The sequence below is a fragment of the Fibrisoma montanum genome, assembly GCF_003583365.1.
In the GTDB taxonomy this organism is placed as follows: Bacteria; Bacteroidota; Bacteroidia; order Cytophagales; family Spirosomataceae; genus Fibrisoma; species Fibrisoma montanum.
The window spans coordinates 639,537-665,324 of the sequence record NZ_QXED01000005.1 but is presented as its reverse complement, the minus strand read 5'-3'; the positions used below and the strand labels follow the sequence as shown (position 1 = coordinate 665,324).

The 25,788-nt window shown below is 53.0% G+C and carries 22 protein-coding genes; 13 read left to right on the top strand and 9 right to left on the bottom strand.

The window, feature by feature from the left end; all coding sequences use genetic code 11:
- The first annotated feature begins 49 nt into the window (after positions 1–49).
- From DYU11_RS19745 to DYU11_RS19715, 7 genes are all read left to right on the top strand, one after another.
- Positions 50–361 carry a DNA-directed RNA polymerase subunit omega gene (locus DYU11_RS19745; protein ID WP_119669419.1) on the top strand — a complete coding sequence of 104 codons (312 nt, stop codon included), beginning with the start codon at positions 50–52 and terminating at the stop codon, positions 359–361.
- Positions 362–521: 160 nt separating this feature from the next.
- Entirely contained in the window at positions 522–1,733 is a 1,212-nt protein-coding gene (gene coaBC / locus DYU11_RS19740) for a bifunctional phosphopantothenoylcysteine decarboxylase/phosphopantothenate--cysteine ligase CoaBC (RefSeq protein WP_119669418.1), read from the top strand.
- 52 nt (positions 1,734–1,785) lie between these two features.
- Positions 1,786–2,691 (top strand): type IX secretion system protein PorD, encoded by a 906-nt coding sequence (porD, locus tag DYU11_RS19735; protein WP_119669470.1) that lies wholly within the window; start codon positions 1,786–1,788, stop codon positions 2,689–2,691.
- Between the two features lie 133 nt (positions 2,692–2,824).
- Positions 2,825–4,498, top strand: a complete 1,674-nt coding sequence (gene recN / locus DYU11_RS19730) for a DNA repair protein RecN (RefSeq protein WP_119669417.1) — start codon at positions 2,825–2,827, stop codon at positions 4,496–4,498.
- A gap of 21 nt (positions 4,499–4,519) precedes the next feature.
- Positions 4,520–4,981: a prefoldin domain-containing protein gene (locus DYU11_RS19725; RefSeq protein WP_119669416.1), complete on the top strand. Its 462-nt coding sequence runs from the start codon at positions 4,520–4,522 to the stop codon at positions 4,979–4,981.
- A complete protein-coding gene (locus DYU11_RS19720; RefSeq protein ID WP_119669415.1) occupies positions 4,920–5,615 on the top strand; it encodes an SCO family protein in 696 nt (231 codons plus the stop codon). Before DYU11_RS19725 ends, DYU11_RS19720 begins: the two co-directional genes overlap by 62 nt.
- Positions 5,612–6,115 (top strand): c-type cytochrome, encoded by a 504-nt coding sequence (locus DYU11_RS19715; protein WP_119669414.1) that lies wholly within the window; start codon positions 5,612–5,614, stop codon positions 6,113–6,115. The genes DYU11_RS19720 and DYU11_RS19715 overlap by 4 nt, the downstream gene beginning before the upstream one ends.
- Before the next feature lie 57 nt (positions 6,116–6,172).
- Here DYU11_RS19715 and lptC read toward each other — a convergent pair whose 3' ends face one another.
- The 5 genes from lptC to DYU11_RS19690 form a co-directional block, all read right to left on the bottom strand.
- A complete protein-coding gene (lptC, locus tag DYU11_RS19710; protein WP_119669413.1) occupies positions 6,173–6,757 on the bottom strand; it encodes an LPS export ABC transporter periplasmic protein LptC in 585 nt (194 codons plus the stop codon).
- A 42-nt stretch (positions 6,758–6,799) separates the two neighbouring features.
- Positions 6,800–8,113 carry a BamG family beta-barrel-assembly machinery protein gene (bamG, locus tag DYU11_RS19705; protein WP_199736746.1) on the bottom strand — a complete coding sequence of 438 codons (1,314 nt, stop codon included), beginning with the start codon at positions 8,111–8,113 and terminating at the stop codon, positions 6,800–6,802.
- Positions 8,070–8,828, bottom strand: coding sequence for a type III pantothenate kinase (locus tag DYU11_RS19700; RefSeq protein WP_119669411.1), 759 nt, complete (start codon positions 8,826–8,828; stop codon positions 8,070–8,072). Before DYU11_RS19700 ends, bamG begins: the two co-directional genes overlap by 44 nt.
- A 206-nt stretch (positions 8,829–9,034) precedes the next feature.
- Positions 9,035–9,556, bottom strand: coding sequence for a T9SS type A sorting domain-containing protein (locus DYU11_RS19695; RefSeq protein WP_119669410.1), 522 nt, complete (start codon positions 9,554–9,556; stop codon positions 9,035–9,037).
- Between the two features lie 7 nt (positions 9,557–9,563).
- The gene (locus DYU11_RS19690; RefSeq protein WP_229365937.1) at positions 9,564–11,234 is read right to left on the bottom strand and encodes a hypothetical protein; all 1,671 of its coding nucleotides are present in this window, start codon (positions 11,232–11,234) and stop codon (positions 9,564–9,566) included.
- Positions 11,235–11,863: 629 nt separating this feature from the next.
- Here DYU11_RS19690 and rho point away from each other — a divergent pair.
- Positions 11,864–14,023: a transcription termination factor Rho gene (rho, locus tag DYU11_RS19685; RefSeq protein ID WP_119669409.1), complete on the top strand. Its 2,160-nt coding sequence runs from the start codon at positions 11,864–11,866 to the stop codon at positions 14,021–14,023.
- A 53-nt stretch (positions 14,024–14,076) separates the two neighbouring features.
- Here rho and DYU11_RS19680 read toward each other — a convergent pair whose 3' ends face one another.
- From DYU11_RS19680 to DYU11_RS19670, 3 genes are all read right to left on the bottom strand, one after another.
- On the bottom strand, positions 14,077–16,803 hold the full coding sequence (locus DYU11_RS19680; RefSeq protein WP_119669408.1) for a PAS domain-containing sensor histidine kinase: 2,727 nt from the start codon (positions 16,801–16,803) through the stop codon (positions 14,077–14,079).
- 149 nt (positions 16,804–16,952) lie between these two features.
- Positions 16,953–17,729 carry a GNAT family N-acetyltransferase gene (locus DYU11_RS19675; protein WP_119669407.1) on the bottom strand — a complete coding sequence of 259 codons (777 nt, stop codon included), beginning with the start codon at positions 17,727–17,729 and terminating at the stop codon, positions 16,953–16,955.
- Positions 17,730–17,760: 31 nt separating this feature from the next.
- Positions 17,761–18,294, bottom strand: coding sequence for a DinB family protein (locus DYU11_RS19670; protein WP_158600319.1), 534 nt, complete (start codon positions 18,292–18,294; stop codon positions 17,761–17,763).
- 153 nt (positions 18,295–18,447) lie between these two features.
- On the opposite strand from DYU11_RS19670, the gene DYU11_RS19665 reads away from it, so the two are divergent.
- From DYU11_RS19665 to DYU11_RS19640, 4 genes are all read left to right on the top strand, one after another.
- Positions 18,448–19,305, top strand: coding sequence for a sterol desaturase family protein (locus tag DYU11_RS19665; protein WP_119669405.1), 858 nt, complete (start codon positions 18,448–18,450; stop codon positions 19,303–19,305).
- 517 nt (positions 19,306–19,822) lie between these two features.
- Positions 19,823–20,938, top strand: a complete 1,116-nt coding sequence (locus tag DYU11_RS19655) for a DUF4062 domain-containing protein (RefSeq protein WP_119669403.1) — start codon at positions 19,823–19,825, stop codon at positions 20,936–20,938.
- A 356-nt stretch (positions 20,939–21,294) separates the two neighbouring features.
- On the top strand, positions 21,295–22,305 hold the full coding sequence (locus DYU11_RS19650) for a S41 family peptidase (RefSeq protein ID WP_119669402.1): 1,011 nt from the start codon (positions 21,295–21,297) through the stop codon (positions 22,303–22,305).
- Positions 22,306–22,592: 287 nt separating this feature from the next.
- Positions 22,593–23,567 carry a hypothetical protein gene (locus tag DYU11_RS19640; protein WP_199736745.1) on the top strand — a complete coding sequence of 325 codons (975 nt, stop codon included), beginning with the start codon at positions 22,593–22,595 and terminating at the stop codon, positions 23,565–23,567.
- Between the two features lie 47 nt (positions 23,568–23,614).
- On the opposite strand, the gene DYU11_RS19635 is transcribed toward DYU11_RS19640, so the two are convergent.
- Positions 23,615–23,926 carry a GNAT family N-acetyltransferase gene (locus DYU11_RS19635; protein ID WP_119669399.1) on the bottom strand — a complete coding sequence of 104 codons (312 nt, stop codon included), beginning with the start codon at positions 23,924–23,926 and terminating at the stop codon, positions 23,615–23,617.
- Between the two features lie 200 nt (positions 23,927–24,126).
- Between DYU11_RS19635 and DYU11_RS19630 the strand changes: the two genes are divergently transcribed.
- On the top strand, positions 24,127–25,719 hold the full coding sequence (locus DYU11_RS19630) for an alkaline phosphatase D family protein (protein WP_119669398.1): 1,593 nt from the start codon (positions 24,127–24,129) through the stop codon (positions 25,717–25,719).
- Positions 25,720–25,788: the final 69 nt, after the last annotated feature.

Here is a 25,788-nt window from a genome sequence, read left to right as displayed (position 1 = left end):
CTGCTACTCAGCTAGTCGAGGCCGGCTTTTTAATCAAGAATAGAAACGTATGGCGACCAATCAATCTATCATTACCCGCGACAATGACAAGATTGCGGCTATGACCGGAAATCTTTACGAATCCGTGTCGATCATTTCGAAACGTGCCCGGCAGATTGCTTCCAAAAACAAGGAAGAACTGAGCAACAAGCTGTCTGAGTTTGTATCGGCCGTTGACAACCTTGAAGAGGTATTCGAGAACCGCGAACAGATCGAGATTTCCAAGTTTTACGAGCGCATGCCGAAGCCGACATCCATCGCCACCGATGAATTTCTGGAAGGCAAGGTATACTGGCGCTACAACGAAGAAGAGCAGCAGTAGACATCGCCCCACCAACAACAGAGCCGCCGGGAATTTCACCGTGCGGCTTTATTTTTGGGGTATGGTATTTGGTTGGCTGGATACGGTTTTCGGGTAGAACCCATGATGATCGTCAACCAGTCCTGACCGAAAACTGATCACTGTAAACCGTAAACCGACTGTGAAAGGGAAGCGTATTCTTTTGGGCGTAACGGGAAGCATTTCGGCCTATAAATCGGCGCTGCTGATCCGGTTGCTGGTTAAAGCCGGGGCCGAGGTGCAGGTCGTCATGACGGAATCGGCGAAGGCCTTTATTACGCCACTTACGCTGGCTACCTTATCTAAACGACCGGCGCTGTCGACGTTCGTGAGCGACCAGAACGGTAGCTGGAACAACCACGTCGAGCTTGGCCTCTGGGCCGACGTACTGGTGATCGCACCGGCTTCGGCGCACACGCTGGCCCGCTGCGCCCACGGTCTCTGCGACGATCTGCTGTCGGCCGTGTACTTATCGGCTAAGTGTCCGGTCTTTTTTGCGCCGGCCATGGACCTGGATATGTACCGCCACCCCACCACGGTCGAAAACCTCCGGCGGCTCGAATCATTCGGCAATCACATCATTGACGCGGAACATGGCGAACTCGCCAGCGGTCTGGTTGGCGAAGGCCGTCTGGCGGAACCGGAAACCATCGTCCAGGCGCTTAATCGCCATTTCGCCTTCCGGCCAACACTGGCCGGCAAACCGGTACTGATTACGGCCGGACCGACGCAGGAGCCAATCGATCCGGTTCGCTACATCAGCAACCACTCGACCGGCAAGATGGGCTACGCCATTGCCCAGGCGTTTGCCCAAGCGGGAGCCGAGGTAACCCTGGTGAGCGGTCCCACGGCTTTGCCCCTCCCCGATCCGTCTGTTCGGCGGGTGACTGTCCGGTCGGCGGCCGACATGTACGAGGCAACCGCCACGGCTTTCCCGGGGGCAGCCGTAACGATTCTGAACGCGGCCGTAGCAGACTATACCCCCGCCCACCCCGCCGACCGGAAAATTAAGAAGCAGGAAGCAACCTTTGCGCTGGAGCTTACCAAAACTACCGACATTGCCGCTACGCTGGGGCAACAGAAACGCCCCGACCAGCTCATGATGGGCTTTGCGCTGGAAACAAACGATGAACTGGCCAATGCACTGAAAAAATTACGGGCTAAGAATTTAGACTGGATTGTGTTAAATTCACTACGCGATTCGGGTGCTGGTTTCGGACACGATACCAACAAAATCACCGTTATTGACAAAGACGAGCAAACCCACGAATTTGCCCTGAAAGCAAAGGAGGACGTGGCACAGGATCTGCTTGACCTGGTCGAAAGCGCGTTAACCAAACAGTCAGTCGTCTGATCGCCAAACGGTTGTGGTTTATCAAATTGTTGCCCGGTCGAATACGTTTCTTATGAAAACAATACGCGTTTTAGTGCTTCTTATTGGGCTTTCGGGACTGGCGCAGGCGCAGGAACTGAACTGTCAGGTAACGATCAACTCCGACCAGCTGATTGCCCAGCAGAAAACTGACTTTTCCTACGTCAACCAGTTGAAAACGGTCATTTCGGAGTTCATGAACACCCGGCGCTGGACCAACGATCAGTTTACACCAACTGAACGGATCAACTGCTCAATGAATATCAACCTTGTCAAGTCGCTGACCCAGGGCGTTTTTGAAGCAACGGCCCAGATCGTGGTGACCCGCCCTGTATACGGTACGTCGTACGAAACCACGACTTTCAGTTACGTTGATCGGGCGTTCAATTTTGTTTATCTGCCTACCACCCCGATCTACTTCCGCGAAAATGTGTATTCCGACGAACTGACCTCGCTGCTCGCTTATTACGCCAACATCATTCTCGCCGTCGATTACGATACGTTCAGTCGGCAGGGCGGCAATCCGTACATCCAGCGGGCCTACGCCATCGTGAATCTGGCGCAGCAGGGCTCAGTCAACCCGTCGTGGCAGACGGGGGGCGACCGCCGGAATCGCTACTGGCTGATCGAAAACATGCAGAACCAGCAGTTGTCGCCGTTCCGGGATGCCATGTATACCTACCACCGGCAGGGCTTGGATGTGTTCGGCGCAAACCCCGTGCAGGTTCGTAAGCAGACGCTCGATCTGCTGTCAACCATCCGCACAATCGGCCAGCAACTGCCCAATTCCGTCCTCCTCAACTCGTTCTTCGATGCCAAGGGCGATGAGATCTATAATATTTTATTTGAAGGAACGCAGCCTGAACGAAAAAAAGCGTTTGATTTGCTGTCGTTCCTCGACCCATCCAAAACCGAAACGTACCGGAAGCTGCTGTGGTGAGACCGGATGACGGTGTGCGGTTTTTAGTTCGTGGTTTTCGGCCGCCGAAAACCGAAAACTGTCAACCGAAAACCGTATACCGAATGAACCTCACCCCCAACCGGCATTGTTACCTGAGTAAGGAGCTACCTGTATGCTATCGCATTTACTCATAAAAAATTACGCCCTGATTGACCAGCTCGAACTCGTTCCCGACGACGAGCTGAACATCATTACAGGCGAAACCGGAGCCGGAAAATCCATCATGCTGGGGGCCATTGGCCTGCTGCTCGGGAACCGGGCCGACACAAAAGTCTTGTACAACCCAGACCAGAAATGCGTCATAGAAGGTACGTTCGGTGTAGCGGGCTACCAGATTGAGCGCATCTTCGACGAAGAAGAATTAGACTTTTCTCCATCCTGCATTGTCCGGCGCGAAATCAGCACCAGTGGTAAATCGCGGGCGTTCGTTAACGATACGCCCGTTAATCTGGAAACTCTCCGGCGCGTGACCAGCCAGCTGATGGATATTCACTCGCAGCACGATTCGGTGCTGCTTGGCTCGAACGAATACCAGCTGGAGATTGTCGATACGTATGCCCAGGACGATGCCCTGCTTCGGCATTACCGTACTGATTACCAGGCCTACCGGGCAAAGCGAACTACCTACGACCAGCTTCAGGCGGAAGCGTCGGCAATGCGGAAGGAGTTCGACTACAACAACTTCCTGTACGAAGAACTGGCTAAAGCCCAGCTCCAGGCCGACGAACAGGAGTTGCTGGAGCAGGAGCTGAACATCCTCGAAAACGCCGGGGAAATAAAGGAGCGGCTGCAACTGGCCTACGAATACCTCGACAACGCTGAACAGTCGGTAATTAGCTTCCTGAAAGGGGCCGTCAGTAATTTGGGCTACATCAGCAAGCTATCGAGCCAGTACGATCAGTTGCAGCAACGGGCGCAGAGCACACTGATCGAACTACGCGACCTGGCCGACGAGATCAGTACCGAACAGGACCGCGTAGATACCGACGATACCCGCGCCGACACCATCCGCGACCGGCTGAATCTGATTTACCAGTTGCAGACCAAGCACCAGGTGAAAGACGTAGCGGGGCTGCTGGCCCTGCAGAACGAGCTGGAACAGAAAGTCAGCAAGGTTCTGAACCTGGATGATGAACTGGCCGAGGCCAAGGCGCAGGCCGATGCGGCCCGGGAACAGATGCAGGTTAGTGCCCAGGCGCTGTCGGCGGCCCGGCTGGCCGTTCTCGCACCCATCGAAACTGAAATCGGCGGCTTACTGCGGGATCTGGGCATGCCCAACGCATCACTCAAGATCCAGGCTGAAACCGGCAAAGCCACCCCGACCGGCCTGGATACGATCACGTTCCTGTTCAGCGCAAACAAGGGAATTAAACCCCAGCAGCTGAAGAACGTAGCGTCGGGGGGTGAATTTTCGCGCCTGATGCTGGCTATTAAATACATTCTGGCCAGTAAGCGGTCCCTGCCGACCATCATCTTCGACGAAATCGATACGGGGGTTTCGGGTGAGATTGCCATCAAAATGGGGCAGATGATGCGCGACATGGCCCACAGTCATCAGATCATTGCCATTACCCACCTGCATCAGATTGCCGGTCAGGGCACGGCCCATTATTTCGTGTACAAAGACCACTCCGCCGACCGGACTGTCAGCCGCATCCGCAAGCTTACGTTTGACGAACGCGTCAACGAGATTGCGCAGATGATCGGAGGCAGCAACCCATCCCCGAGTGCGGTGAAAAATGCCCGTGAAATCCTGAAGCAACGGGCTACGGCAATAGCTAAATAATCCGCCGGTGCGACCTAATTTATGACAAAATGTGTTGTTTTTTTAGTAAGTCTACTGGCTGTAGCCGGCCTGCTTCAGACCTGTACTGACTCCGGAGCCAGCACCATTACGCAGGCGGAAGATGAAGTGTTCGCTATTCATAATGAGGTGATGCCCAAAATCGGTCGCCTGATGCAGCTGCGCAAGCAGTTGAAGGTACATGCCCATTCGCTCGACAGTATGCAGCAGGCCGGCCAATCCGCAACGGCGTCAATTCGGGTTGACGAAAAGCGCGACGAAGCGCTGCGTCTGATGCAGAACCTGACCATCGCCGACAGCCTGATGGTGCGCTGGATGGCACGTTATAACGGCGATACCCTCGACCGACTGCCAACGGACCAGGCCTTACTCTACCTCGAACAGGAAAAGGAAAAAATTGACGATGTCAAATCAAAAATCAACACCAGCATCCAACAGGCGGAAGCCTTTTTCAGTACACCGTAACGCGTGGCTGCTTATACTGGCCCTGTTTGTAGTTACGGCCGGGTGCAGCACTACAGACGACAAACTACCGATTCTGGGGCAGCGGGAGGCCGTCACAAAAACCGTTGATGGGAAAGACGTAGTTGATTCGGTGTACCACAGCATACCGGATTTCAAATTTGTCAGCCAGTACGGCGATACGGTCACGGCCAAAGCACTCGACAACAAGATCTACGTAGCCGATTTCTTCTTCACGACCTGCCCGACGATCTGCCCAAAAATGAAAACGCAGTTAAAGCGGGTGTATGACAAGTATAAAGGGAATCCGGATGTTATGCTTCTCTCGCATACAATTGATCCGGAACACGATTCGGTGGCCGTACTGAAAGAATTCGCTACGGGGCTGGGCATTGCAGACCGGCAGTGGCTGTTTGTGACCGGTTCGCGCGATGACATTTACGAGATTGGCCAGAACAGCTACATGGTTACTGCTCAGGAAGATGCATCTGCACCGGGGGGCGTTGTGCATAGCGGAGCGTTCATCCTGGTCGACAAGGAAAAGCACATTCGGGGGGTTTACGACGGCACCACCGAAGAGGGCGTCAACAAACTGATGGCCGACATGGACAAACTCTTGCGCGAGTATCAATCATGACACGGCTTTTCCAGAATCGCAAAAACGAAAAGGTAACGCACAGCTCGCAGGGTAAAACCAGCGGCATGCTCAGATACACGGGGCTGTCAGGACTGATCGCCGTGATGCTTTTGTTTACGGCCTGTCAGAGTGAGGAAGAGATCAAACGCCAGCGGTACATTACCGAAGGGTTGCTGCTCTACAAAACCTACTGCGCCAATTGTCACCAGACCGACGGAAAAGGGCTGGAAGCGCTCTACCCGCCCATTGCCGGCTCTGATTACCTCGTCAACAAAAACACCGTTACCTGCCTCATACGGTACGGCCAGCGGGGGCCAATTGTGGTGAACGGCAAAACGTACAACCGGCCAATGCCCGCCCAGCTTCAGCTCAGCGATCTGGAAGTGGCCGAGCTGATGACGTACATCTACAACGAATGGGGGGGCGAAACAAAGGTGACCGACGTGAAAACGGTCAGTCCTATCCTGGCTACCTGCAAACAACAAACCGACCAGCCCTGACTGTCACCCTGTTTATCAGGCAGTCGATATAGGTTGCCTGATAAACAGGGTTGAATGCTAAAAGCCCTGTCCGCCTTCTACGTTGAAGATACCGGTCGTTTTCCGGATGGAGTAGCGGGAGAAATCCTGCGGTGCATCGAGGCCAATCCCCTGCAGTCGTTCGCCGGTTAGCGGACTGATGATGGTTACAGGTTTTTCAGTAAATACCTTCTTATTGATCGGACTCCAGTTCAGTTCCGATGTCAACAATTTGTTTTGCTGCTGTTTATTGATAACCACTACGTTGCCCATGACCGTATAAAGGTCTTTTGCTTTGTTGTACCGTCCGGAATCGGACCGTAACGTAGTGACCTCCTCTCCGGCCGGTCCGTAAAATACGATATTGACCGTTTTGGGATATTTGCGGTCGTCGTTCTGATACCGGAACTGCTTTGGCGTCGTCATCCGGACTTTCAGGATGGCCGCTTCGCTGTACAGCATCTTCACATCATTGATCTCCTCAATCGGTCCCTGGTAGGGCTGAAGCTTCTTCGACTGCTTCGGCTCCTCACAGGCCGACAACAGCAACGTAGCCAGCAGAAAAACCGGCTGCACGAGTTGCCGCACGACACCGTACCGTAGGTTATGGATGACTATATTCACGACCCAAAAACACGGGTTTTGCCGGATTGGTTTACCAACGTATTAATCGATTACCGACTTGCGGAACCAGCGGTCGGTCAGGGAGAAGCCGAGCGCAAACCGCAGGTACTGTTCCCGAATCTGCGTACCGATCAGAGCCCCGCGCTGTCCGCCAACAACGGCGATGTTGATCCGGTTTACCAGGAAAGCGCCGATGGGCAGCGACAGACCTACGCTCCCGCTGACATCGTTGACCTGGGCACCATCGACCAGATACGGCAGGCGGTTATACTGAAACCCGGCCCGGTAGCTGACCAGATCCCAATAGCGGGTCGAGTTATACTTGGGAGTATATTCCAGCCCGGCTGATACCGTGTACCCGTTGTTAAACGACCCCGGCTGATCGGTGATTGTCCGGTACTGCGACCACTGCTGAACGCCGACGTCTACCCCTACGAGCAGTTTATTGTTCCGCTCGATGCTGATGCCAAAATTTGCCTGCTGGGGCACGGTAGCCTTACCGGCCGAGTTGATACGGAGCGTATCGGCCGCCGAGATGTTGGTACCCGCCAGCGATACCTGCTGATAGATGTCGGTTTCACGGGCGTTCACGCGGCTACGCGGATCGACGGTAGCCCCGATGTTGAGCGTCCAGTCGGTGCTGAGTTTAGGCCGCCAGGCTGCGCCCAGCCGCCAGACCACATCACTATAGTTGATCCGGTTGATACGGGCAATCCGCACATCCTGAATCCCAGTGGCAGCGTCGTTGATCAGGACGCGCGAATCAGACGTGTTCGTGACGTTGCCAAAGAGATACGACCCCTCGGCCCCCAGGTAAATGTTCTTACCAATTCGGAATCCGCTGGCAAACGAAGCTTTGTTTATCCCCCCCCGACCAGTGTAGTTATATTCGGCTTCATAGATCGTGCCGGGCACCTGCGCATACTGGCGGGTCTGGTAATCTACGTACGTACTGGGCCGCAGACTCAGCGACATGGTCCAGCGGGAATTTGCCGGAAATGCCAGCGCCAGGTAACCCAGGTTACCGCCAAAATCGCGCTGCGTTTGCTGCGTGTTGGTAACGTTCTGGCTAATGGATTTAGACTGACCGAGTATGCCCACCTCAAAGAGCGTATAAGGAGGCCGTGTACCAAGCAGGGCCGGATTCTGCAGGTTCAGATTGAACGGATTGGAATTGCTGATGCCTAAGCTCCCCATACCGAGGTTGGTCACGTTGGCCTGGCTGTATGGCTCACCAAGACCCAGAGCCGAGTACGGTGAGTTACCTAATCCCTGCGCCAGTACCATCGGCGAGGTGGCAGCGGCCAGTAAGCTACCTGTCAGGAGTCGGCTTAGCCGCTTGTAAAATAGTGACATTATGTTCTAAAATTCGATTTAATCCAATCAGCACCAATTCCGGAACTGCAAAGATGGGGGGTTTCAGCCGACTTTCAAAGACGGATGCGTCGCCCCCGCACAGCACCACCACCAAGCCCGGCCGTTCGCGCCGGTACGTTTCGATGATTCCGTTCATCTCAAAAGTCAACCCGTTCACAACGCCACTCTGCATCGCCTGCCGGGTATTCTTAGCCGTCAGGGGTACGGTTTCGCGGTCTGGCAGGTCGACCAGCGGCAGGCGGGCCGTCTGCTCGTGCATGGCCCGGAAGCGCATATGAAGACCCGGCGAAATCAGTCCACCCTGAAACACAGCCTCCCGGTCGATCAGGTCGGCGGTCAGGCAGGTACCGACATCGAGTACCAGGCAATCGCAGGACGGAAACAGGCTCATTGCCCCCACCGCAGCCGCCACGCGGTCGGCCCCCAGCGTGTGGGGCGTATCGTACGCTTTCCGGATGGGTACCGGCGTTGCGCTGTCCAGCGTCAGGATGGTGCGGTTCAGATCGGCCAGAGCCGCCCGTATGTCGTCGGCCGGCCGACTTGTCGACGACACGATTACCTGGTCAAACGCCCGTTGGCTGACCCCGGCCAGCAATGAGCTTACGGACTCGTAGCGCTCCGACTGCAACAGCGCCGACTGATTGAACCAGCCCACTTTCAGGCTCGAATTGCCCCAATCAATTACCAGATTCATGGTACAGTAGTTCCCACGTCGCCCAGATCACGATCCTGGCGTACGGTGTTGATAACGATAACAAAGGGTACAAAAATTGCAAAATTTGTCTGCTTTAAGGTTTTTTAACGACAAAGTGCCAGTACGTAGCGACTTATTACTACCCCTAATAAACGCCAAAGGGCACAGAAACATCCATGCCCTTTGGCGTTCAATCCATGTTCTGACTATTGTTTGAGCAAACGAATTGTCGTTGACTGACCGACTGCGTCAATCCGGAGCAGATAGGTTCCCGTCGGCAATATACTGCCATTTAAGCGTAAGTACCGCTTGCCGTCCGCCTGTTCAACGACCGTATTCACTTCGCGAACCACCTGTCCGTTGATGTCCAGAAGTGTATGTCGAACCAGGCTGGCTGACGGAGCGGTGTATTCGACAAGCGTTTCGGCCGTGAACGGGTTCGGGTAGGCCGTTAAGGTTACCATAGCCCGTTCTTTGCCGATCAGCCGCCGTTCACCTATGGGAGAAATAGTGGCCTGAAACACGGTGCCTGGTAGGGCAGCAAAACCCGGAGCCAACATTATGGACTGGCTTGCCGTCACGAACTGCTTATCGCCCAAAATCACCAACCGATTCAAGCGAAGATGCTCGTTAACCGCCAATCTGCCTGATAATTCATTTTCGGTGTTCTGGGCCAGACCAGACGCAACTGGTAAAGCCGTCACCAGGAGTATAAATAGCGATTTCATTAGCGTATCAGTTTTGTTTTTTTGCCAATGTTGACACCTGCTCCCGTAAAGCTGCTATTTCTTTCTGCTGGCTGATAACATACAACGTAAGCTCCTCAATCTTCTCCAGCAGTTTGGCGTCCATCTTACCAACATCAACACCTTCTTTCACGACCTGCTCAGCCGACGGTACACCCGGCAGGTGCTTGTGCTGCCGTACGAATTGTTCTACTTCAGTCAGGGGCCGCAGCCGGTATGTATCGACAAACACGTAGTCGCTCCACTCGCTGGTATTCTTCACCGCAACCTTGACCTTCTCGGTCAGGATACCCTCCTCCACGTACAGCCGGTAGCCCGCCGGTGTTTTGCTCACATTTGAGCCGATGATCACCGCGTTGTCGGCCTGGCTGATCAGGTAGCGGCCGTTGCGCTGCCATAGGTTTTCGGATGCCGCTTCACGGGCAGAACTGTTGGTACTGGCCAGGATGACGTTGCCCGACCCATCGACCGTTAAGAATTTGGACTGGTTGAGGGCGGTGGCCGGCGATGCACTTGTCAGGTTCTCCAACCGCACGCCCGACTGGTTGGCTACCCCCGTCGTCACGTGCAGCCGGGCCGTGGGTGCCGAGTTGCCGATGCCTACGTTAGCACCATTACCCAGCACCACCGCATTGCTGATGTTGACCTTAGCGTTGTTACCAATTGCCGTAGCATTGCTCAGCCCGTTGGCACCAGCGTCGGCCCGGAAACCGATGAACGTATTGTTGATGCCTGCTACGTTAGCCCGACCAGCTTCGAAACCGATGGCCAGGTTGTTATCGCCGTTGACATTGGTACCATTACCCGCATTGGCGCCGATGTAGATGTTAAAGGAGCCGCCGGTGTTGCCGCCCCCGGCGTTATCACCCAGGAAGTAGTTGCCCGAGCCAGAGGTATTAGCTGCCCCCGCGTTCGTTCCCATCATGTAATTACTGTTGCCGGTAGTGTTATTCATACCAGTCTGCACGCCGATGAACGTATTAAACTGGCCAACGGTATTTTTTTGTCCAGCTCGATAACCAAGGAACACATTTGCATTGGCTCGATTACTGGATCCCGCCAGAAAGCCTATGTACGTGTTTTGGGTAGCACTCTGGTTGGAATATCCCGCTTTACTACCCACCATGACGTTACCTGAGCTGAAGCTAAAATAACCTGCCGAATCGCCAATCATCACATTATTGGTGCCATTACGGTTCCAGGATCCGGCAAAAACACCTAAAGCAACGTTGCTGTAGCCGTCACTGTTTTGGCCTCCAGCCCCAACGCCAAGGAACGTATTAGCGCTGCCTGTCAAATTCTCAAACCCAGCTTGTAAGCCTAAAAACGTATTATTTCGGCCAGCTGTATTGTAAAAACCCGCGGCTTGTCCAACAAAGGTGTTCTGTGCTCCGGTTGTGTTGGCGTCTCCAGCCTGCCGTCCGAGAAACGTATTAAATCCACCCGTGGTATTGCTGGCGCCAGCACTAAAACCCACAAACGTATTGTCGCTGCCGGAACTTATGACTCGGCCGGCGTTGATCCCGACTAGTGTGTTGTTAGCTCCCGGCGTTGCAGACACCGGTGACGTGATAACGAGGTTATTCTGAGCCTGTGATGCAGTGGCATACAATGTAGCGGCCGCTATCAGTACGATTTGGAAAGTAGATAGGTTGTTCATAGTACGTGTTCAGGAGTTGATTGTGCAACAAATCACAATAAAGTCATCACGAACTACGAGGTCCTGTCCGACGAAGCGTCAGGGAATTATTATGAAACGTACATTTGATTTTATGAAGCGGACGCCACCCTTGTTTGAGTTGTCCAGAAGAAACTACCGGATTGCACCGGGCTCACCAATGACTTATTAATTTTCTGACAAACTATGGAAACATTTTACAATGAAAAGCGTTTTCTTGACAAAACCGGATTGTTATTCTATCTTTGCCTTGACCGAATCTAACGGCAGATAGTACCCTTCCCACTGTGACGACTCATAGTCACGGCGGATTGTCCGATTTCCAAACGTTTATTGATTACCGCGCTTAGCCCTACCGGGTGTCTGCGAAGAGCTGATTCGGCGCGGGGTCGCCTGTTCGGTTTGATCAACCAAACTACTCCTGTTCACGTTTTGACTATTTATTTTTCACTTAGTTGACCATCCATGGTTTCTTTGGCTCGCTGATTTGCGGCCTACCGGCATATGCCCTGCCAGACGACCCGCCCCACGAGCCTTCCGTTTCTTAATCCATCAATCCCCTTATCGACGTAGCCGCGCTGTCGGCAAAAAGGTTTTTTGACCTGAAGTGTATGTACAATAAAGAAGAATTAGACTTGAAGCTCCTGTCGGAGCTTCGGACCATTGCCGATGAATTCGGCATTCGCGACGCCAGCAAATACCAGAAAAAAGAACTGATTTATAAGATCCTGGATCAGCAGGCCATCATGCCCGAACCCGCCGGGTCGAACGGCGCTGAACCGGCCGAACGCACCCCGGTTGCCGAAACGCCCCGGCGCGGTCGGAAAACCCGGACGGCTGCGGCCGACACCCCGCCCGCTCCCACTCCGGCACCCGACGCTGAACCGACCGCAGAAGCAGCCGCTCCGGACGCTCAGCCGGCAGCCCGCCAGACCGAAGGCGACAACAGCCAGCGGACACGCCATCGCATCCGGCGCGATGCGGATGCAGCCGAACTGCCGGCCCCAACCCCCGAAGACGGCCTGCCCGAACCTAAAAATGAAGTACCCGTTGAGGATCCCGGCCTGACGGCTCAGCAGGAGCAGCCCCAGCCACGCAACGATCGCCCGGCTACTCAGGAAGGTGGCCAGCGGCCTGAGCGTTCGCAGGGGCCAAGCCAGCGCGTACGTAACCGGCCGGAAACCGGACGGGGCGACGAGCGCCAACGCCGGGATGCCGGACCACGGGATGCCGGGCAACGAGATGCCGGACCACGCGAGGTTACGCAGCGCGACAACCGGAACGTTGCGCAGCCGACAAACGAACGGTCTGGTCACGATCGGCCCCGGATTGATCGGACAGGTGAGTCCGGGCCTGGTCATCGGCAACGTACACAGCGACCCGTTGCTGATGAGCCCATGCTGAACCTGCACCATGAGCCGGAAGAAGAATTCCTGACCCCAACGGTTATTACTGAAGATAACGCAGCTAACGTGGCCGTGCAGCAACCTGGCGAAACAGAATCGACCGAATCGTTCCAGGAAGCTCCGGATTCATCGGAAGCTACGGCGACTCCTTCGTCTGGTCCACAGCAGCAAGCCGCCCAGCCGTCGCGCGAAGCCCAGGAATACCAGAACCGGATTCGGCGGCAATACAACCAGCACATTCGTGAATTCGATGGCATCATCGACAACGAAGGCGTACTGGAAATCATGCAGGACGGCGGCTACGGGTTCCTACGCTCTGCCGACTACAACTACCTCGCCAGTCCGGACGATATTTACGTATCACCGTCGCAGATCAAGCTGTTTGGTCTGAAAACGGGCGATACGGTACGTGGTGCAATCCGGCCGCCGAAGGAAGGTGAAAAATACTTCGCTCTCCTGCGGGTGTCGACCGTAAACGGCAAAACTACCGAGGAGATCCGCGACCGGATTCCGTTCGAATACCTGACTCCTCTGTTTCCGGAAGAGCAGCTCCGGCTCAGCAACCGGCCCGAAAACTATTCATCGCGGGTACTTGACCTGTTTGCGCCAATCGGAAAAGGTCAGCGGGGCATGATTGTAGCCCAGCCAAAAACCGGTAAGACGGTACTGCTCAAGGAGATTGCCAACTCGATCACCAAAAACCACCCGGAAGTTTATCTGATCATTCTGCTGATTGACGAGCGCCCGGAAGAAGTGACCGACATGGCCCGCAGCGTGAACGCCGAGGTGATCTCGTCCACGTTTGACGAACAGGCCGAGCGGCACGTCAAGGTGTCGAGCATGGTACTGGAAAAAGCCAAACGGATGGTCGAATGCGGCCACGACGTTGTGATTCTGCTCGATTCGATTACGCGTCTGGCGCGGGCCTACAACACCGTAGTGCCATCGTCAGGTAAGATACTGTCGGGTGGTGTCGATGCCAACGCACTGCACCGGCCCAAGCGGTTCTTCGGAGCGGCCCGGAACGTTGAAAACGGCGGCTCGCTGACCATCATCGCCACGGCCCTGATCGATACAGGATCAAAAATGGACGAAGTTATTTTCGAAGAATTTAAGGGTACCGGTAACATGGAACTCCAGCTCGACCGCCGTCTGGCCAACAAACGCGTGTTCCCGGCCGTGGACGTACTGGCGTCGGGTACGCGCCGGGAAGACCTGCTGCTGGACAAGGAAACGCTGCAACGCGTCTGGATTCTGCGCAAACACATGGCCGACATGAACCCCATGGAAACAATGGACTTCCTGCTTGATCGCATGAGAGGCACGCGAACCAACGAAGAATTCCTGATTTCGATGAACCGGTAAGCTGAAGCACACCGATCTATAAAAAAGCCTGCCACTGGGGCAGGCTTTTTTGTTTATGCAGGCAGATAAACCGTAAAGACAGCGCCCTGACCGGGTTTTCCTTCGGCCACAACGGCTCCGCTGTGGTTTTCGGCTACTTTACGAACAATAGCCAGACCGATGCCCGTGCCGGGATAATGCTGTCGGCTATACAACCGCTGGAACGCCCCAAAAATGCGTTCGGCCTGGTGCTGTTCAAAACCGATACCATTGTCGGTCAGACCAATGGCCCAGTACCGGCGAGGCTGCTCCCCAATAGTCACATCGACCGGCAGTAATTGCTTTGTGGCGTCAGCAGGGAGGGATGCGGCATTGATCTGCGCGCAGGTAAACCGGATACGGGGAGAAATCGGAGCCCCCCGCTCGTCGGACCGGGTAAACTTCAGCGCGTTGCTCAACAGGTTCTGAAACAACTGCTGAAGCTGCCGTTCGTCACCCGGTACAGTTGGCAGGTCAACCAGCTCAATAGTGGCCTGTTTGTCGTGAATAACTACTTCCAGATCGCTCAGTACATTGGCAATCACCTGGTTGAGGGCTACTCGGCGGAACGGCTCTTTCCGGGTTGAAAGCCGTGAGTAACTCAGCAAATCACGAATCAGCACCGACATCCGCTGAGCAGCGAGTTGCATGCGATTAATAAGATCGGCGCCCTGTTCGCCGAGCCCCGGCGCATACTGCTGTTTTAATACGTCACTGAATGACTGAATCTTACGCAGGGGTTCCTGCAGGTCGTGGCTGGCGACGTAGGCAAACTGCTCCAGGTTTTCGTTGGAGCGGCTCAACTCTGCGTTGGCGGCTTCGATCTGCTGACGATACCGATAAATTTCGGTGATGTCGACCGACGACATGGCCATGCCATCGCCGAGTTTAACCGCTGATACGTAGTACCACCGGCCACGGAAGGGCCGCTCCTTCGCCCAGGGTACGCCCGTTTCGACCACCTGCATGTATTCCTGAAAAATGGGCGACTGAACCACCGCCGGATTTACCTCCGACAGTAATGTACCGTAAAGGGCTTCGGGTGTAGTTTCCAGATCGTTACAGGTTTTCTGGTTGGCCAGCACAAAGCGAAAATCCTTGATCCTCCCCTGTTCATCGCGCACGGTCTCATAACAGGCAACCGACGTCATGGTGGCGTTCAGCACCGTATTCAGCAGTTCAGCCTGTTTTTGCTGCGCCAGTTCGGCCTGTTTGATGAGGGAGATATCCACGTAGGACTGAATAAAGCCATCCCCCCATTTAACCGCCTGCGTATCAAACCAGAAATCGAATCCATCGTGCTGATAATAGTCCTGGAACCGGACAGTGTTTCCGGTTTCGACCAACCGCACCCACCGGTCAAACACCCCGCTCTGACGGACGCCGGGGAATAATTCAAGCATGCGACGGCCAACCACCTGCCCGGCCTTCAGGCCCGTTATGTGCTCCGAAATTCGGTTGAACGACTGGTAGATAAAATCGACGATCTGCCCGTTTTCGTCGCGGACGGCCGTGAAATGCGAAATGGCCGTCAGGGCGTTGTCCAGCACCTGCCGGAACTCATCGGTCTGCTGCCGATTAAACTCCTGCGCTCGCTTCAGTTCGGTAATATCCAGAAATGACAGCACGATAAAACCGCTCTCCCGAACCCCCTGAACCTCGTACCACAGATCATACCCATCGTAGACGTACTGGTTCTGAAAACGTAGCGTTTCGCCTGTTTCGGCTAATCGTTTGTACTGCAGCCAGATGCCACTTTTCTCAATTCCGGGAAACACCTCCCGCATCGTATGACCAACCAGCTCCTCCGCGTTTCGGCCGGTCATCTGCTCGGCCCGACCGTTGATGAGTTCGTAGCGCAGATCAACGACCTCGCCGGTTGCCGGATCTCGCTCAATCGAATACAACGCAATGGCCGTAAGGGCGCTGTCGGTCACCAACTTCAGGCGTTCGGCCTGCCGCTGCGTTGCCAGTTCGGCCTGTTTGAGCTTAGTATGGTCCGTATGGGTCACGAGCACGTCGTCACCCAGGCGAGTCACCTGTGCGTCCACCCAGATGTCGAGACCATCGTTATCGTAGTGAAACTCAAACCGCTGCCGTTCGCCGGATTCGTACACGCGTCGGTAGATGTCAAACAGGCCGCTGGTCTTATAACCCGGAAATAAACTGGCCAGCGGTTTTCCGATAAAGTCGATCTGTTCGAGGCTGGACTGGTTGATGAACGCCGGATTACCCGTAACAAACGTAAAATCAACGATCTGCCCCCCGGCATCGCGTAATGGATGAATCAGGTGGATACTGGTCTGCAACGTGTCGGTTATCCGCTGTAGCTGAGTCAATCGCTGCTGGTTTTCCTGCTCTGCCTGGTAGCGATCGGTACAGTCGTGCAGGGTCAGCAGTACGCCATCGCCAAAACGGGATACGACTACGTCGGTCCAGCGGTCCGTTCCGGTATCGTTAGTGACCTGGGTATACCGGATGGATTCGCCATTGTCGATGACCCGCGTATACTGACTCAGCCAGTCGGCCCGACCAGCCTCCGGCACCCGTTCTGACCAGGTCGTACCCATCAGCGCATCAGGCGACGGCACACCGATCAGGCGGGCAGCGGCCTTATTAACAAAGCGATACCGAAAATCAATAACCTTACTGGTTGCATCGCGAATGGCCTCCAGATGAACAATAGCGGCCGTTGTAGCGGCCAGCAAGTCCTGAAAGTAGTGTGTCTGATCAGGCAGCGTTGAGCGCAAACCGGTATTCATACGTAGTGAAAGTAATCACGAACAGCCCCGCAGTTGGCTGCTGCTCTGAAAACAACTATAAACTCGTTAGAATATCTTTCGGTTTACCAGGATGTACCAACGGCCATAGAAGACGTCATAGGTTTGGCAATCAACTGGTTTCGACCGGGCTACTGATACTCATAATACGTGTTGACCACGCTGAAACCCAGGCGTTCGTAGATCCGGATTCCCTCTTCGGAAGCCTGCAGCACCGCCGTTTTATAACCCAGTTCGCGGGCTTTGTTCAACGCAAACGTCATCAGGGCGGTGCCGATACCCCGGCCACGGTATTCGTTCAGCGTGGCCAGGCAGTATAACCCGATTGTCTGATCATCGGTCGGGAACAGTTCAATGACCGACACGGGTAGTTCGTTCTCGTAGTAGATCGTCAGGACAATCCGGTTGTCCGGGGCCAGATAGTGCAAAGCGGTTTTCCAGAAATAGGCCAGTACGTTCGGATCGGGTGGGGTCCAGTTCCGAGCCACAACCTCGGCGAAATCAGCGACCTCGCGAAGGGTCGCAGCGATACGGGCCTTCCGGTGACGGTCATCCACAACCGGGCTGTAGGTGTCCAGATCGAGCACCATACCCGGCTCAACCTCGGCCCGGGTCAATCCAAGCCGGGTCAACTGCTGCTGCACCGGCTCGGTCAGGTTTAGGTCATCAATCCAGACGCAGAACGGAAACTGCCGGACAACAAACTGGTGAACCGTAGCTTCGAGGTCGGCGGGTTGCAGTTGCCCCTGATCATGCACATGCACGATATTGAACGTATCGCAGGGCAGGCCACTATCCACAGCCGTCAGGCCGGGCAATTTCCAGACGGTCATGCCGGCAGTCCGGGACGGAATCAGGTGGGCGTGCCGGTCGAAGTTAAGAAGCACCTGCCGGCCGATATCATCCATTGCGTACGCTAACAAACGGTTTAATAAACTCTTACAGACTCATTGCCAATCGTATATGCCCCAGATGGTGTTCGGCGTGCCAGACGATGATGTCCAGGGCCTGCGCCAGGGATAGGTTACGTTGGCGGGGTGGGTGAAAATATGTAATGTCGAGCTGGTCCGGAGTCAGGTGCCCGGCCAGATACGCAATACGCTGGTGCGTTCCCCGCAGCATCGTAACCGACGACTGGATCGGAGCGGTCTGGGCTTCATCCAGCGCGGCCCAGGCATTCACATCGGCAATAACGCCGATCGTCGGCTCGGGCGTACTCAGTGCGTTTTTCAGGCGCATGAAGTGCATCAGGTGCGTGTCGGCTACGTGATGAAACAATTGCTGGACGGTCCAGCTACCGGCCCGGTACTGCCGACGGAGATCCTCGTCCGAACAGCGATCGGCTACGGTCTGGTACTCCTCGGGCAGGATACTGATGCGCTCAACAAGCCGTTGAACAAGGTCGGCGGAATACGTCCCCTTATCAACCCAGGGACCAATGGGGTAACGAACGGTATCGGTTAGCGTAGTCATAGAATGGCAGAAATGACGAGTAAAGATAATTGGTTCCGTACTGGAACGGTAGAGGGCTTTATCATGTAGTACTCGAGAATTATAGCCGTAGATCAATCGCCGTGTGCTTGCTGTAATTTTATGTGTTATTTTTGTACATATCATTGACGAGTTATGAAAGACCTCATTCACTACGCCATTCCCGGCTTTGTTATCCTACTGCTGGCCGAGATCATTGCGACGGCCGTACAGCAGAAGGATTACTACGATGCCCGCGATACGGCCGGTAGCCTCGCCATGGGCATCGGCAATGTCGTTATCGGCATAGTGGGAAAAGTGGTGGTGTTTGGTGCTTTTTCGCTCGTTTATCAGTTTCGATTGTTCACCATTGACATGACGCAGTGGTGGGCCTGGGTCGTGTTGTTTTTCGCCGACGATTTCAGCTATTACTGGTTTCATCGGATCAGCCACGGCAGTCGGTATTTCTGGGCTTCGCACGTAGTGCACCACTCCTCGCAGAAATACAACCTCGGCACAGCCCTGCGGCAGACCTGGACGGGGAATCTGAGCGGTTCGTTCCTGTTCTGGATCTGGCTGCCCCTGCTCGGCTTCCACCCGGCGGCCATCATGACGATGCAGGCGATCAGTTTGCTGTACCAGTTCTGGATTCATACCGAGTTCATCTACCGCTTGCCGGCTCCCATCGAATTCATCTTTAATACCCCCTCGCACCACCGCGTTCACCACGCTACCAACCTGGCCTATTTAGACAAAAACCACGCGGGCATTCTGATCATCTGGGACCGGCTGTTCGGTACGTTCCAGCGCGAGGACGAGCGCCCGGTCTACGGCTTGACGAAGAACATTGACTCACACAACCCCGTAAAAATTGCCTTCCACGAGTGGAGCGACATGGTGCGGGACGTAGTCAGAGCCGGGTCATTACGCAACGCGTTAGGTTATCTGTTCGGCCCTCCCGGCTGGAGCCACGACGGCAGCCGGAAAACCACGAAGCAGTTGCGGGGGAAGTAGGGTATCACTTGTTATACTAATGGGTACCTTTAGTTAGTTAACTTGCATGAAACTAGTTTATTGGTTAGGATTGCATCAACTTACTTATCGCCATAATACTCCTTCTCAAATGTGCAATTTTGCTGTTTCGCATGATAATATCTTACTCATAATTAGATATTTGTTATTAAGTGAGTTGGCGTACATGTATATGTTGGGTAAGCTACCAAGCCGTAAAGCGTGTATTTCGTCTTCGGTCAACACAAGGCACGTCTCGGAGAGTACTTTGGGGCATCCATTTCTGGCTCTTGTGGACACGAGAAGCGCCCCGCTTGGGCCACTTTGGGTTTCCATGTCGGGCTTGTTTGCGACAAAAGAAACGCCCCGGTCGGGCATGCCCTTCAAAACCGCTTTTATCAAACTCAGTAGATAAATTTCAAAATAGAACCTGCTCATTGGCTTTGCTAGATATAGCACGAAGTGAGTAAAGTTTATCATATTTGTATGCATTAAATATCTTACACACTTTCATAAAATAATGAAAACATATAAAACATATCAGGTATTTGTCAGTTCAACTTTTGGTGATTTAAAGGAAGAAAGGCGAGCAGTGTCAACCGCTCTACTAAGCATAAACTGTATACCTATTGGCTTAGAAATGTTCCCTGCTGTGGGTGATTCTCTATTTGATTATAATAAAAAGATTATAGATAGCTGCGATTATTTTATACTTATAATTGGAAAAAAATACGGCTCTATCTCAAAAGAAGCACAAATTAGTTTTGTCGAAATGGAGTACGAATATGCAAAATCTCAAAATATACCAGCACTAACATTTATTTTTGAAGATGGCGAGAGCAGTAAAAATTATGAATCTGATAAATTAGAAAATTCAAAATTTGAATCTTTTAAAAAGAGTATTATTCAAAAATCACTCGTTCGCTTCTTCAGATCCTCTGACGATCTTGCCGCCAGTATTGTAGTAAGCGTATCAGCCCTTATCAGGGACAAGTCTGCCTTGGGTTGGGCAAAAGATATTAGTCATGATACAAATACTTCATTAATCAAAGAGTCAGAAAAATCGCTTAACAATGAATTGCTGGATGAATTTTATAAGCTTAATAAGAAAATTGATGACCTTCTTTTTCTGCAAAAAGCCCAGGAGGAATCTTTGCATCCAGTTAATGACAAAGTACGTGTTTTCATTGGATCTTCTGTTGAAGGTTTAGATGTGGCACGTAGCATTCAAGCTGAGCTTACATACGATTATGAAATTGAAATTTGGAATCAAGGTACTGTTTTCGGTCTTGGAACTTCTACACTTGAAGCATTAGAACAGGCGGTGAAGAGTTATGATATTGGAATATTTATATTCACCCCTGATGATGAATTGATTTCTCGTGGAGAGAGTAAACAAGTGGCTCGGGATAATGTTATTTTTGAACTCGGCCTGTTTATTGGTAAGTTGACTAGATTTAGGGCCTTCGTAATCCATCCAGGAGGAAAAGGGATTTCTATACCAAGTGATTTAGCTGGAATAACAACCGCACCTTACGATCCACATCATCCAAATTTGAGGGCTGCCTTAGGGCCTGCTTGTCATGCCATCAGAAATGCTATTAGAAGAATTACCCGCTCCCCTGTGGCAGGCTAATCGTTCTAATTGACATTTTTATAAGTTAGTCGGTGTCGACAAAGCAAAATTAGATTAGATTAGATAAGTTAAGCTAACCTCGACTTAAAGCGATTATACGCATTTAAGGTTTGCTCGATATGGGCAGTCTTGTGTGACAAGATGAACGCCTTGGTTAGACCTATTTAGGTTTACGGAGCAGCGCTTAGCGATAGTCCTCTAAAGATAATGGTGCATAGTACTGCAGCACAATAAATGAGACGTACACATTTTATAGTGAAAGTGCGGCAATTGGCCAGTTAGCGGACATTATTATACGATGCTAATCAAAACTGAACTACAGCTATACTTTTTTAAATCGCAAACATATTTTGATCATGAGCTTTTCAAAATTACTCATTGTCTTTATTTTTTCTATTCAATTTTGTTGTAAGGAGCTAATTGCCCAGCAGTTTTCATCCTCTTTAAGTATCAAAGAAAAGACAATTACTATCGATTCAATATGTGAAAAGCTTCAAAAAAATTATGTTGATTCAAAAATGGCAAATGAGATGTCAAATATCCTTAAAACTAATTTAAATAATAATAATTACGTTTCAATTGCCGAGCATTCCAGTTTCGCCCAACAACTTACAAAAGACCTTCAAGCAATCAGTAAAGACAAACACCTAAGTGTCATTTATAATCCTTCCGTTATTGCCAGAGAAAAAGCATTAACAGATAATGATAGAAGAAAACTGGAAACTGAGGAGAATGAGGAACTGTTAAAAGGTTTAAGGCGCGATAATTTTGGCTTCAGGGAAGTTAAGGTTCTTGACGGTAACATTGGTTATATAGATTTGAGAGAGTTTGCCGACCCAAAAAACAGTGGCAGAACCCTTACAGCAGCAATGAATTTTCTCGGGAATACTAATGCGATAATCTTGGATTTACGTAAAAATGACGGTGGTTCCCCCGCAATGGTACAATTGATTGCAAGCTATTTTTTTTCAACACCCACTCACCTTTTCGATTTCTATAATCGCCCTAAAAAAGAATCAACACAATCATGGACATTACCTTATGTTTCAGGAATGTCTAAGTCATCAGCAGATTTATATATTTTGACTAGCAAAAAGACGTTTTCCGCTGCCGAAAGTTTTACCTATTGCATGAAAAATTTAAAACGTGCTACAATTATCGGAGAAACAACAGCTGGTGGTGCACATCTTACAGGTGCTGTAATCGCAACTAATAATTTTTTCGTAAGAATTCCACAAGGCAAACCAACAAGCCCAATTACAAAAACCAATTGGGAAGGAGTCGGAATTATTCCAGATATTCAAGTCGATTCTGAGGAAGCTTTAAAAATTGCTCATTCAAAAGCCCTTGAAAAACTTAAAAAATAGTTTGAACAATGGCTACTATTACATTTATTGTATAAAGTGAAAGCATTAAACAGCAATGCCATTTATAGTTGTACTTGTCATTATTGCTGCCGGTATTTCTGCCAGAATACGTAAAAAGCGGAATCCTTTTTTTTAATGGATTGGCAAGTTCCAGCCATAGGTATTAAAGCGTAACAAACGTAAACTCGCGGCTTGTCAATTCCCCCAACCGTCTACTAAATACCTGCTCATAACTTACTGAGGATAAGCAAAATGAGTACATTTGCTTATTCCTGTCCAAGTCGTTTATGAGCCGCTTCGCTACCCTTCTGCGCATTGTCTCCGCCGTATTGATGACTGCCTGTTCATCGCAGTCGGATACGGCGCAATCCGGTACGTCAGCGGCTGATTCAGCGAGCGTGGCTGCCCTGCCGGCCGGAACCTTCTTTCCGGTCAAACCTGTAACCTCCTCCTCAAATCGCATGGAACCTTCTCTTCAGATTGGCCAGGGCCGCTTCTTTTCCTTCGCCCTGCCCGACGGCTGGCGTGTGGCTGAAGACGGCCAGTTTGCCCTGACGCTCCTCGCACCCGATCAGCGGGCGCTTACCTTTATGGTCGGCAATGCGGGGCTACCGGTCAACTACCCGCCCGACCGGTTCGTCTACGAAAAGCTGATGGCCATACGCCCCGAACAACTGCAACTGAGTCGGCCGGTAGCGGCTAAACCAATTGCCGGATTTAGTCAGGCCTGGCAGTTTGAGGTTAGCTATTACGCTCAGTCGGCTCCCTGCCGGGGGCTGGTTACCTGCCACATCCAGCCGGCGTATGATTCGAGTGTTATGGCGATCACGGCCGCCCTCTCGGATGCCACCCAGTGGGATGGTTACGCCAACTGGCTGCCGGCGGTGGCGGAGCAGATTTCGGCTACTAACGGGGCCGCGTTCGGGATGCGGGGCATCATGCAGCAGAATCTTAACAATTCAATGGCCTTTGCCGAAGCCGCTCAACGTTACCGCGACTGGTCGAACCGCAACTGGCAGCAGGTTACCGACGAGCGTAACCGATCGACCGACCGGCGGAATGAGGAGTTTCGGGAAGCACTTGGGGGTGTGCAGACGTATCCGGACCCGTATAACAACAACCAGCCGATCGAACTGCCTGCCACCTACCAACATTACTGGATTAATCAGCAGGGTAATATCGTGGGCACCAATGACCCAACCGTCGACCCGAACACCGGATCGACGCAGGAATGGCGGTCGTTGAAACCCATAAAACGCTGACAGCCGGGTTGGCGGGCTACGGCGCCGGCATCGGGACCGGTACGTACTCAGAAATCATCCACGCTGTAGGCTGTTGATACGACCCGGTTCCAATCGGGATGGCGCTTGAGATAGGCCGTTACGAACGGACAGAGGGGTACAATCCGGAGGTTATTACGCTCTACGTATTCCAGTGCCCCCTGCACCAGATGCGAACCTACCCCCTTCCCTTCCAGTGCAGGGTCCACTTCGGTGTGCAGCAAGGCAAGAGTTTCGTCGTCGATGGACTGGTACTGGATGATGTTCAGTTTTCCATCAACGGTGAGTTCAAACCGGTTGTGGTGGCGGTTGTCGGTAACGGCGGCTGTGTCGAGGTTCATAGCGGTCGATTGATCAGGTTTTAGTCAGTACCGGAAAACCGGTCGTTTTGTTCCACAGGACCAGATAAAGCGCTGGCCTTGAGCATCGATACGCTTTTTTAAGCCGGTGTTACGTCACCAGCCTAAAGTTTCACAAACGCTTAACCGTTCCTTCAGCTACCGGGTCGGACCCCGCATCGAATTTTGCAAAAAATCCCACTATGCGCTTCATCGTTACGTTCCCACTGTTCTTTACCTTATTTTGTTCACTTACGGCAACGGCTCAAACGCCCTACGACGCCGAACTGGCCAGTCTGTACGATACCCGCCTGAAGCCGTTCTATTACGGGGTGGCCTCCGGCGATCCGGAAGCGAACCGGGTCATTATCTGGACCAAACTCACCCCCGACAATCCGAACCAGCCCGCTACCGTCACGTATCAGATGGCCGAGGACTCGACCATGCGCCGGATTGTGAAGCAGGGGGCGGCTGTTACCGACCGCACCCGCCATTACACGGTCAAGGTGGACGTATCGGGGCTGCAGCCCGATCATGTCTACTACTACCAGTTCACCAGCAACGGCGCGAAATCGCTGGTGGGTCGGACCAAAACAGCCCCCACCAACAAGACCAACCAGCTACGGCTGGCCGTTGTGAGCTGCAGCAATTACGAAGCAGGCTATTTCTCAGCGTACCGGCACCTGGCCAACCGCCGGGATCTGGATGCGATCGTTCACCTCGGCGACTACATCTACGAATACGGTCGGGGGAAGTACGGCGATTCGACCCTGAACCGGCGGCACATTCCAGCCAAGGAGATCGTAGCCCTCGACGATTACCGGGCCCGCTATGCGCAATACCGGCTTGATCCGGACCTGCGCGAACTGCACCGCGTCCACCCGTTCATCACGACTTGGGATGACCACGAAGTGGCCAACAACAGCTACCGCGACGGCGCAGAAAACCACCAGCCCGCTCAGGAAGGCGACTGGAAAACCCGTAGGTCGGCCGGGGAGCAGGCCTATTACGAATGGCTGCCCGTTCGCGAGAATCAGGAACGGCATCTGTACCGGTCGCTGAAATTTGGCGATCTGGCCGAACTATTCATGATCGATGGCCGTCTGGCCGGTCGCGACAAGCAGGCCGAATCCGTTGACGAAAACTACCAGGCCGAAGACCGTACCATGCTGGGCAAAGCGCAGTTCGACTGGCTGGCCAGGGGACTGCAATCGTCGAAAGCCCGCTGGAAAGTACTGGGCAACGACGTTGTGTTCTCGCCCATAAACTACGGCGGGATTCTGCCCAAAAACATGCCGCTGCACCTCGACATGTGGGATGGCTACCCGGCCGAACGCCGGCGGATCGTCAACGTACTGGAAAAAGCCGGCATCCGTGATTTTGTCGTCATCACCGGTGATATTCACAACTCGTGGGCGTTTGAACTGACAACCAGTCCGCAGGATTCGACGGCTTATCAGGGCACAACCGGCCGCGGGTCGTTTGGGGCGGAGTTTGTATCGCCCAGCATTACATCGGCCAATTTCGGCGAGTACATCCGGCAGCGGGCACCGGCTCAGGTCCAGTTTGTGCAGAACACCCTCGCCAATCCGAAAACGAATCCGCATCTGAAATACGTCGATCTGTCGCAGCATGGCTATTTCCTGCTTACCCTAACCCCCGATCGGGCCCAGGCCGACTGGTTCTTCGTAAACGACATCCGCAAGCCCAATTCGGGCGAAACCTTCGGCTACGGACTGTACCTGACACCCGGCAGCGGTCGGCTTAACCGCGCCGAACTACCAACGGGCAAATAGCCGGTCGTGCCGGCTGCGCGTCATTCAGCGTGAGCGTCCGTGACGGCCAAGGACCTCGTGCCCCCTGTT

What these genes read in the sequence shown, in the direction of transcription:
- DYU11_RS19745 (WP_119669419.1), top strand. Translation starts at nt 50, where the DNA reads ATGGCGACCAATCAATCTATCATTACCCGCGACAATGACAAGATTGCG.
- porD (WP_119669470.1), top strand. Translation starts at nt 1,786, where the DNA reads ATGAAAACAATACGCGTTTTAGTGCTTCTTATTGGGCTTTCGGGACTG.
- recN (WP_119669417.1), top strand. Translation starts at nt 2,825, where the DNA reads ATGCTATCGCATTTACTCATAAAAAATTACGCCCTGATTGACCAGCTC.
- DYU11_RS19725 (WP_119669416.1), top strand. Translation starts at nt 4,520, where the DNA reads ATGACAAAATGTGTTGTTTTTTTAGTAAGTCTACTGGCTGTAGCCGGC.
- DYU11_RS19720 (WP_119669415.1), top strand. Translation starts at nt 4,920, where the DNA reads ATGTCAAATCAAAAATCAACACCAGCATCCAACAGGCGGAAGCCTTTT.
- DYU11_RS19715 (WP_119669414.1), top strand. Translation starts at nt 5,612, where the DNA reads ATGACACGGCTTTTCCAGAATCGCAAAAACGAAAAGGTAACGCACAGC.
- bamG (WP_199736746.1), bottom strand. Translation starts at nt 8,113, where the DNA reads ATGTCACTATTTTACAAGCGGCTAAGCCGACTCCTGACAGGTAGCTTA.
- DYU11_RS19700 (WP_119669411.1), bottom strand. Translation starts at nt 8,828, where the DNA reads ATGAATCTGGTAATTGATTGGGGCAATTCGAGCCTGAAAGTGGGCTGG.
- DYU11_RS19695 (WP_119669410.1), bottom strand. Translation starts at nt 9,556, where the DNA reads ATGAAATCGCTATTTATACTCCTGGTGACGGCTTTACCAGTTGCGTCT.
- DYU11_RS19690 (WP_229365937.1), bottom strand. Translation starts at nt 11,234, where the DNA reads ATGAACAACCTATCTACTTTCCAAATCGTACTGATAGCGGCCGCTACA.
- rho (WP_119669409.1), top strand. Translation starts at nt 11,864, where the DNA reads ATGTACAATAAAGAAGAATTAGACTTGAAGCTCCTGTCGGAGCTTCGG.
- DYU11_RS19680 (WP_119669408.1), bottom strand. Translation starts at nt 16,803, where the DNA reads ATGAATACCGGTTTGCGCTCAACGCTGCCTGATCAGACACACTACTTT.
- DYU11_RS19675 (WP_119669407.1), bottom strand. Translation starts at nt 17,729, where the DNA reads ATGGATGATATCGGCCGGCAGGTGCTTCTTAACTTCGACCGGCACGCC.
- DYU11_RS19670 (WP_158600319.1), bottom strand. Translation starts at nt 18,294, where the DNA reads ATGACTACGCTAACCGATACCGTTCGTTACCCCATTGGTCCCTGGGTT.
- DYU11_RS19665 (WP_119669405.1), top strand. Translation starts at nt 18,448, where the DNA reads ATGAAAGACCTCATTCACTACGCCATTCCCGGCTTTGTTATCCTACTG.
- DYU11_RS19655 (WP_119669403.1), top strand. Translation starts at nt 19,823, where the DNA reads ATGAAAACATATAAAACATATCAGGTATTTGTCAGTTCAACTTTTGGT.
- DYU11_RS19650 (WP_119669402.1), top strand. Translation starts at nt 21,295, where the DNA reads ATGAGCTTTTCAAAATTACTCATTGTCTTTATTTTTTCTATTCAATTT.
- DYU11_RS19640 (WP_199736745.1), top strand. Translation starts at nt 22,593, where the DNA reads ATGAGCCGCTTCGCTACCCTTCTGCGCATTGTCTCCGCCGTATTGATG.
- DYU11_RS19635 (WP_119669399.1), bottom strand. Translation starts at nt 23,926, where the DNA reads ATGAACCTCGACACAGCCGCCGTTACCGACAACCGCCACCACAACCGG.
- DYU11_RS19630 (WP_119669398.1), top strand. Translation starts at nt 24,127, where the DNA reads ATGCGCTTCATCGTTACGTTCCCACTGTTCTTTACCTTATTTTGTTCA.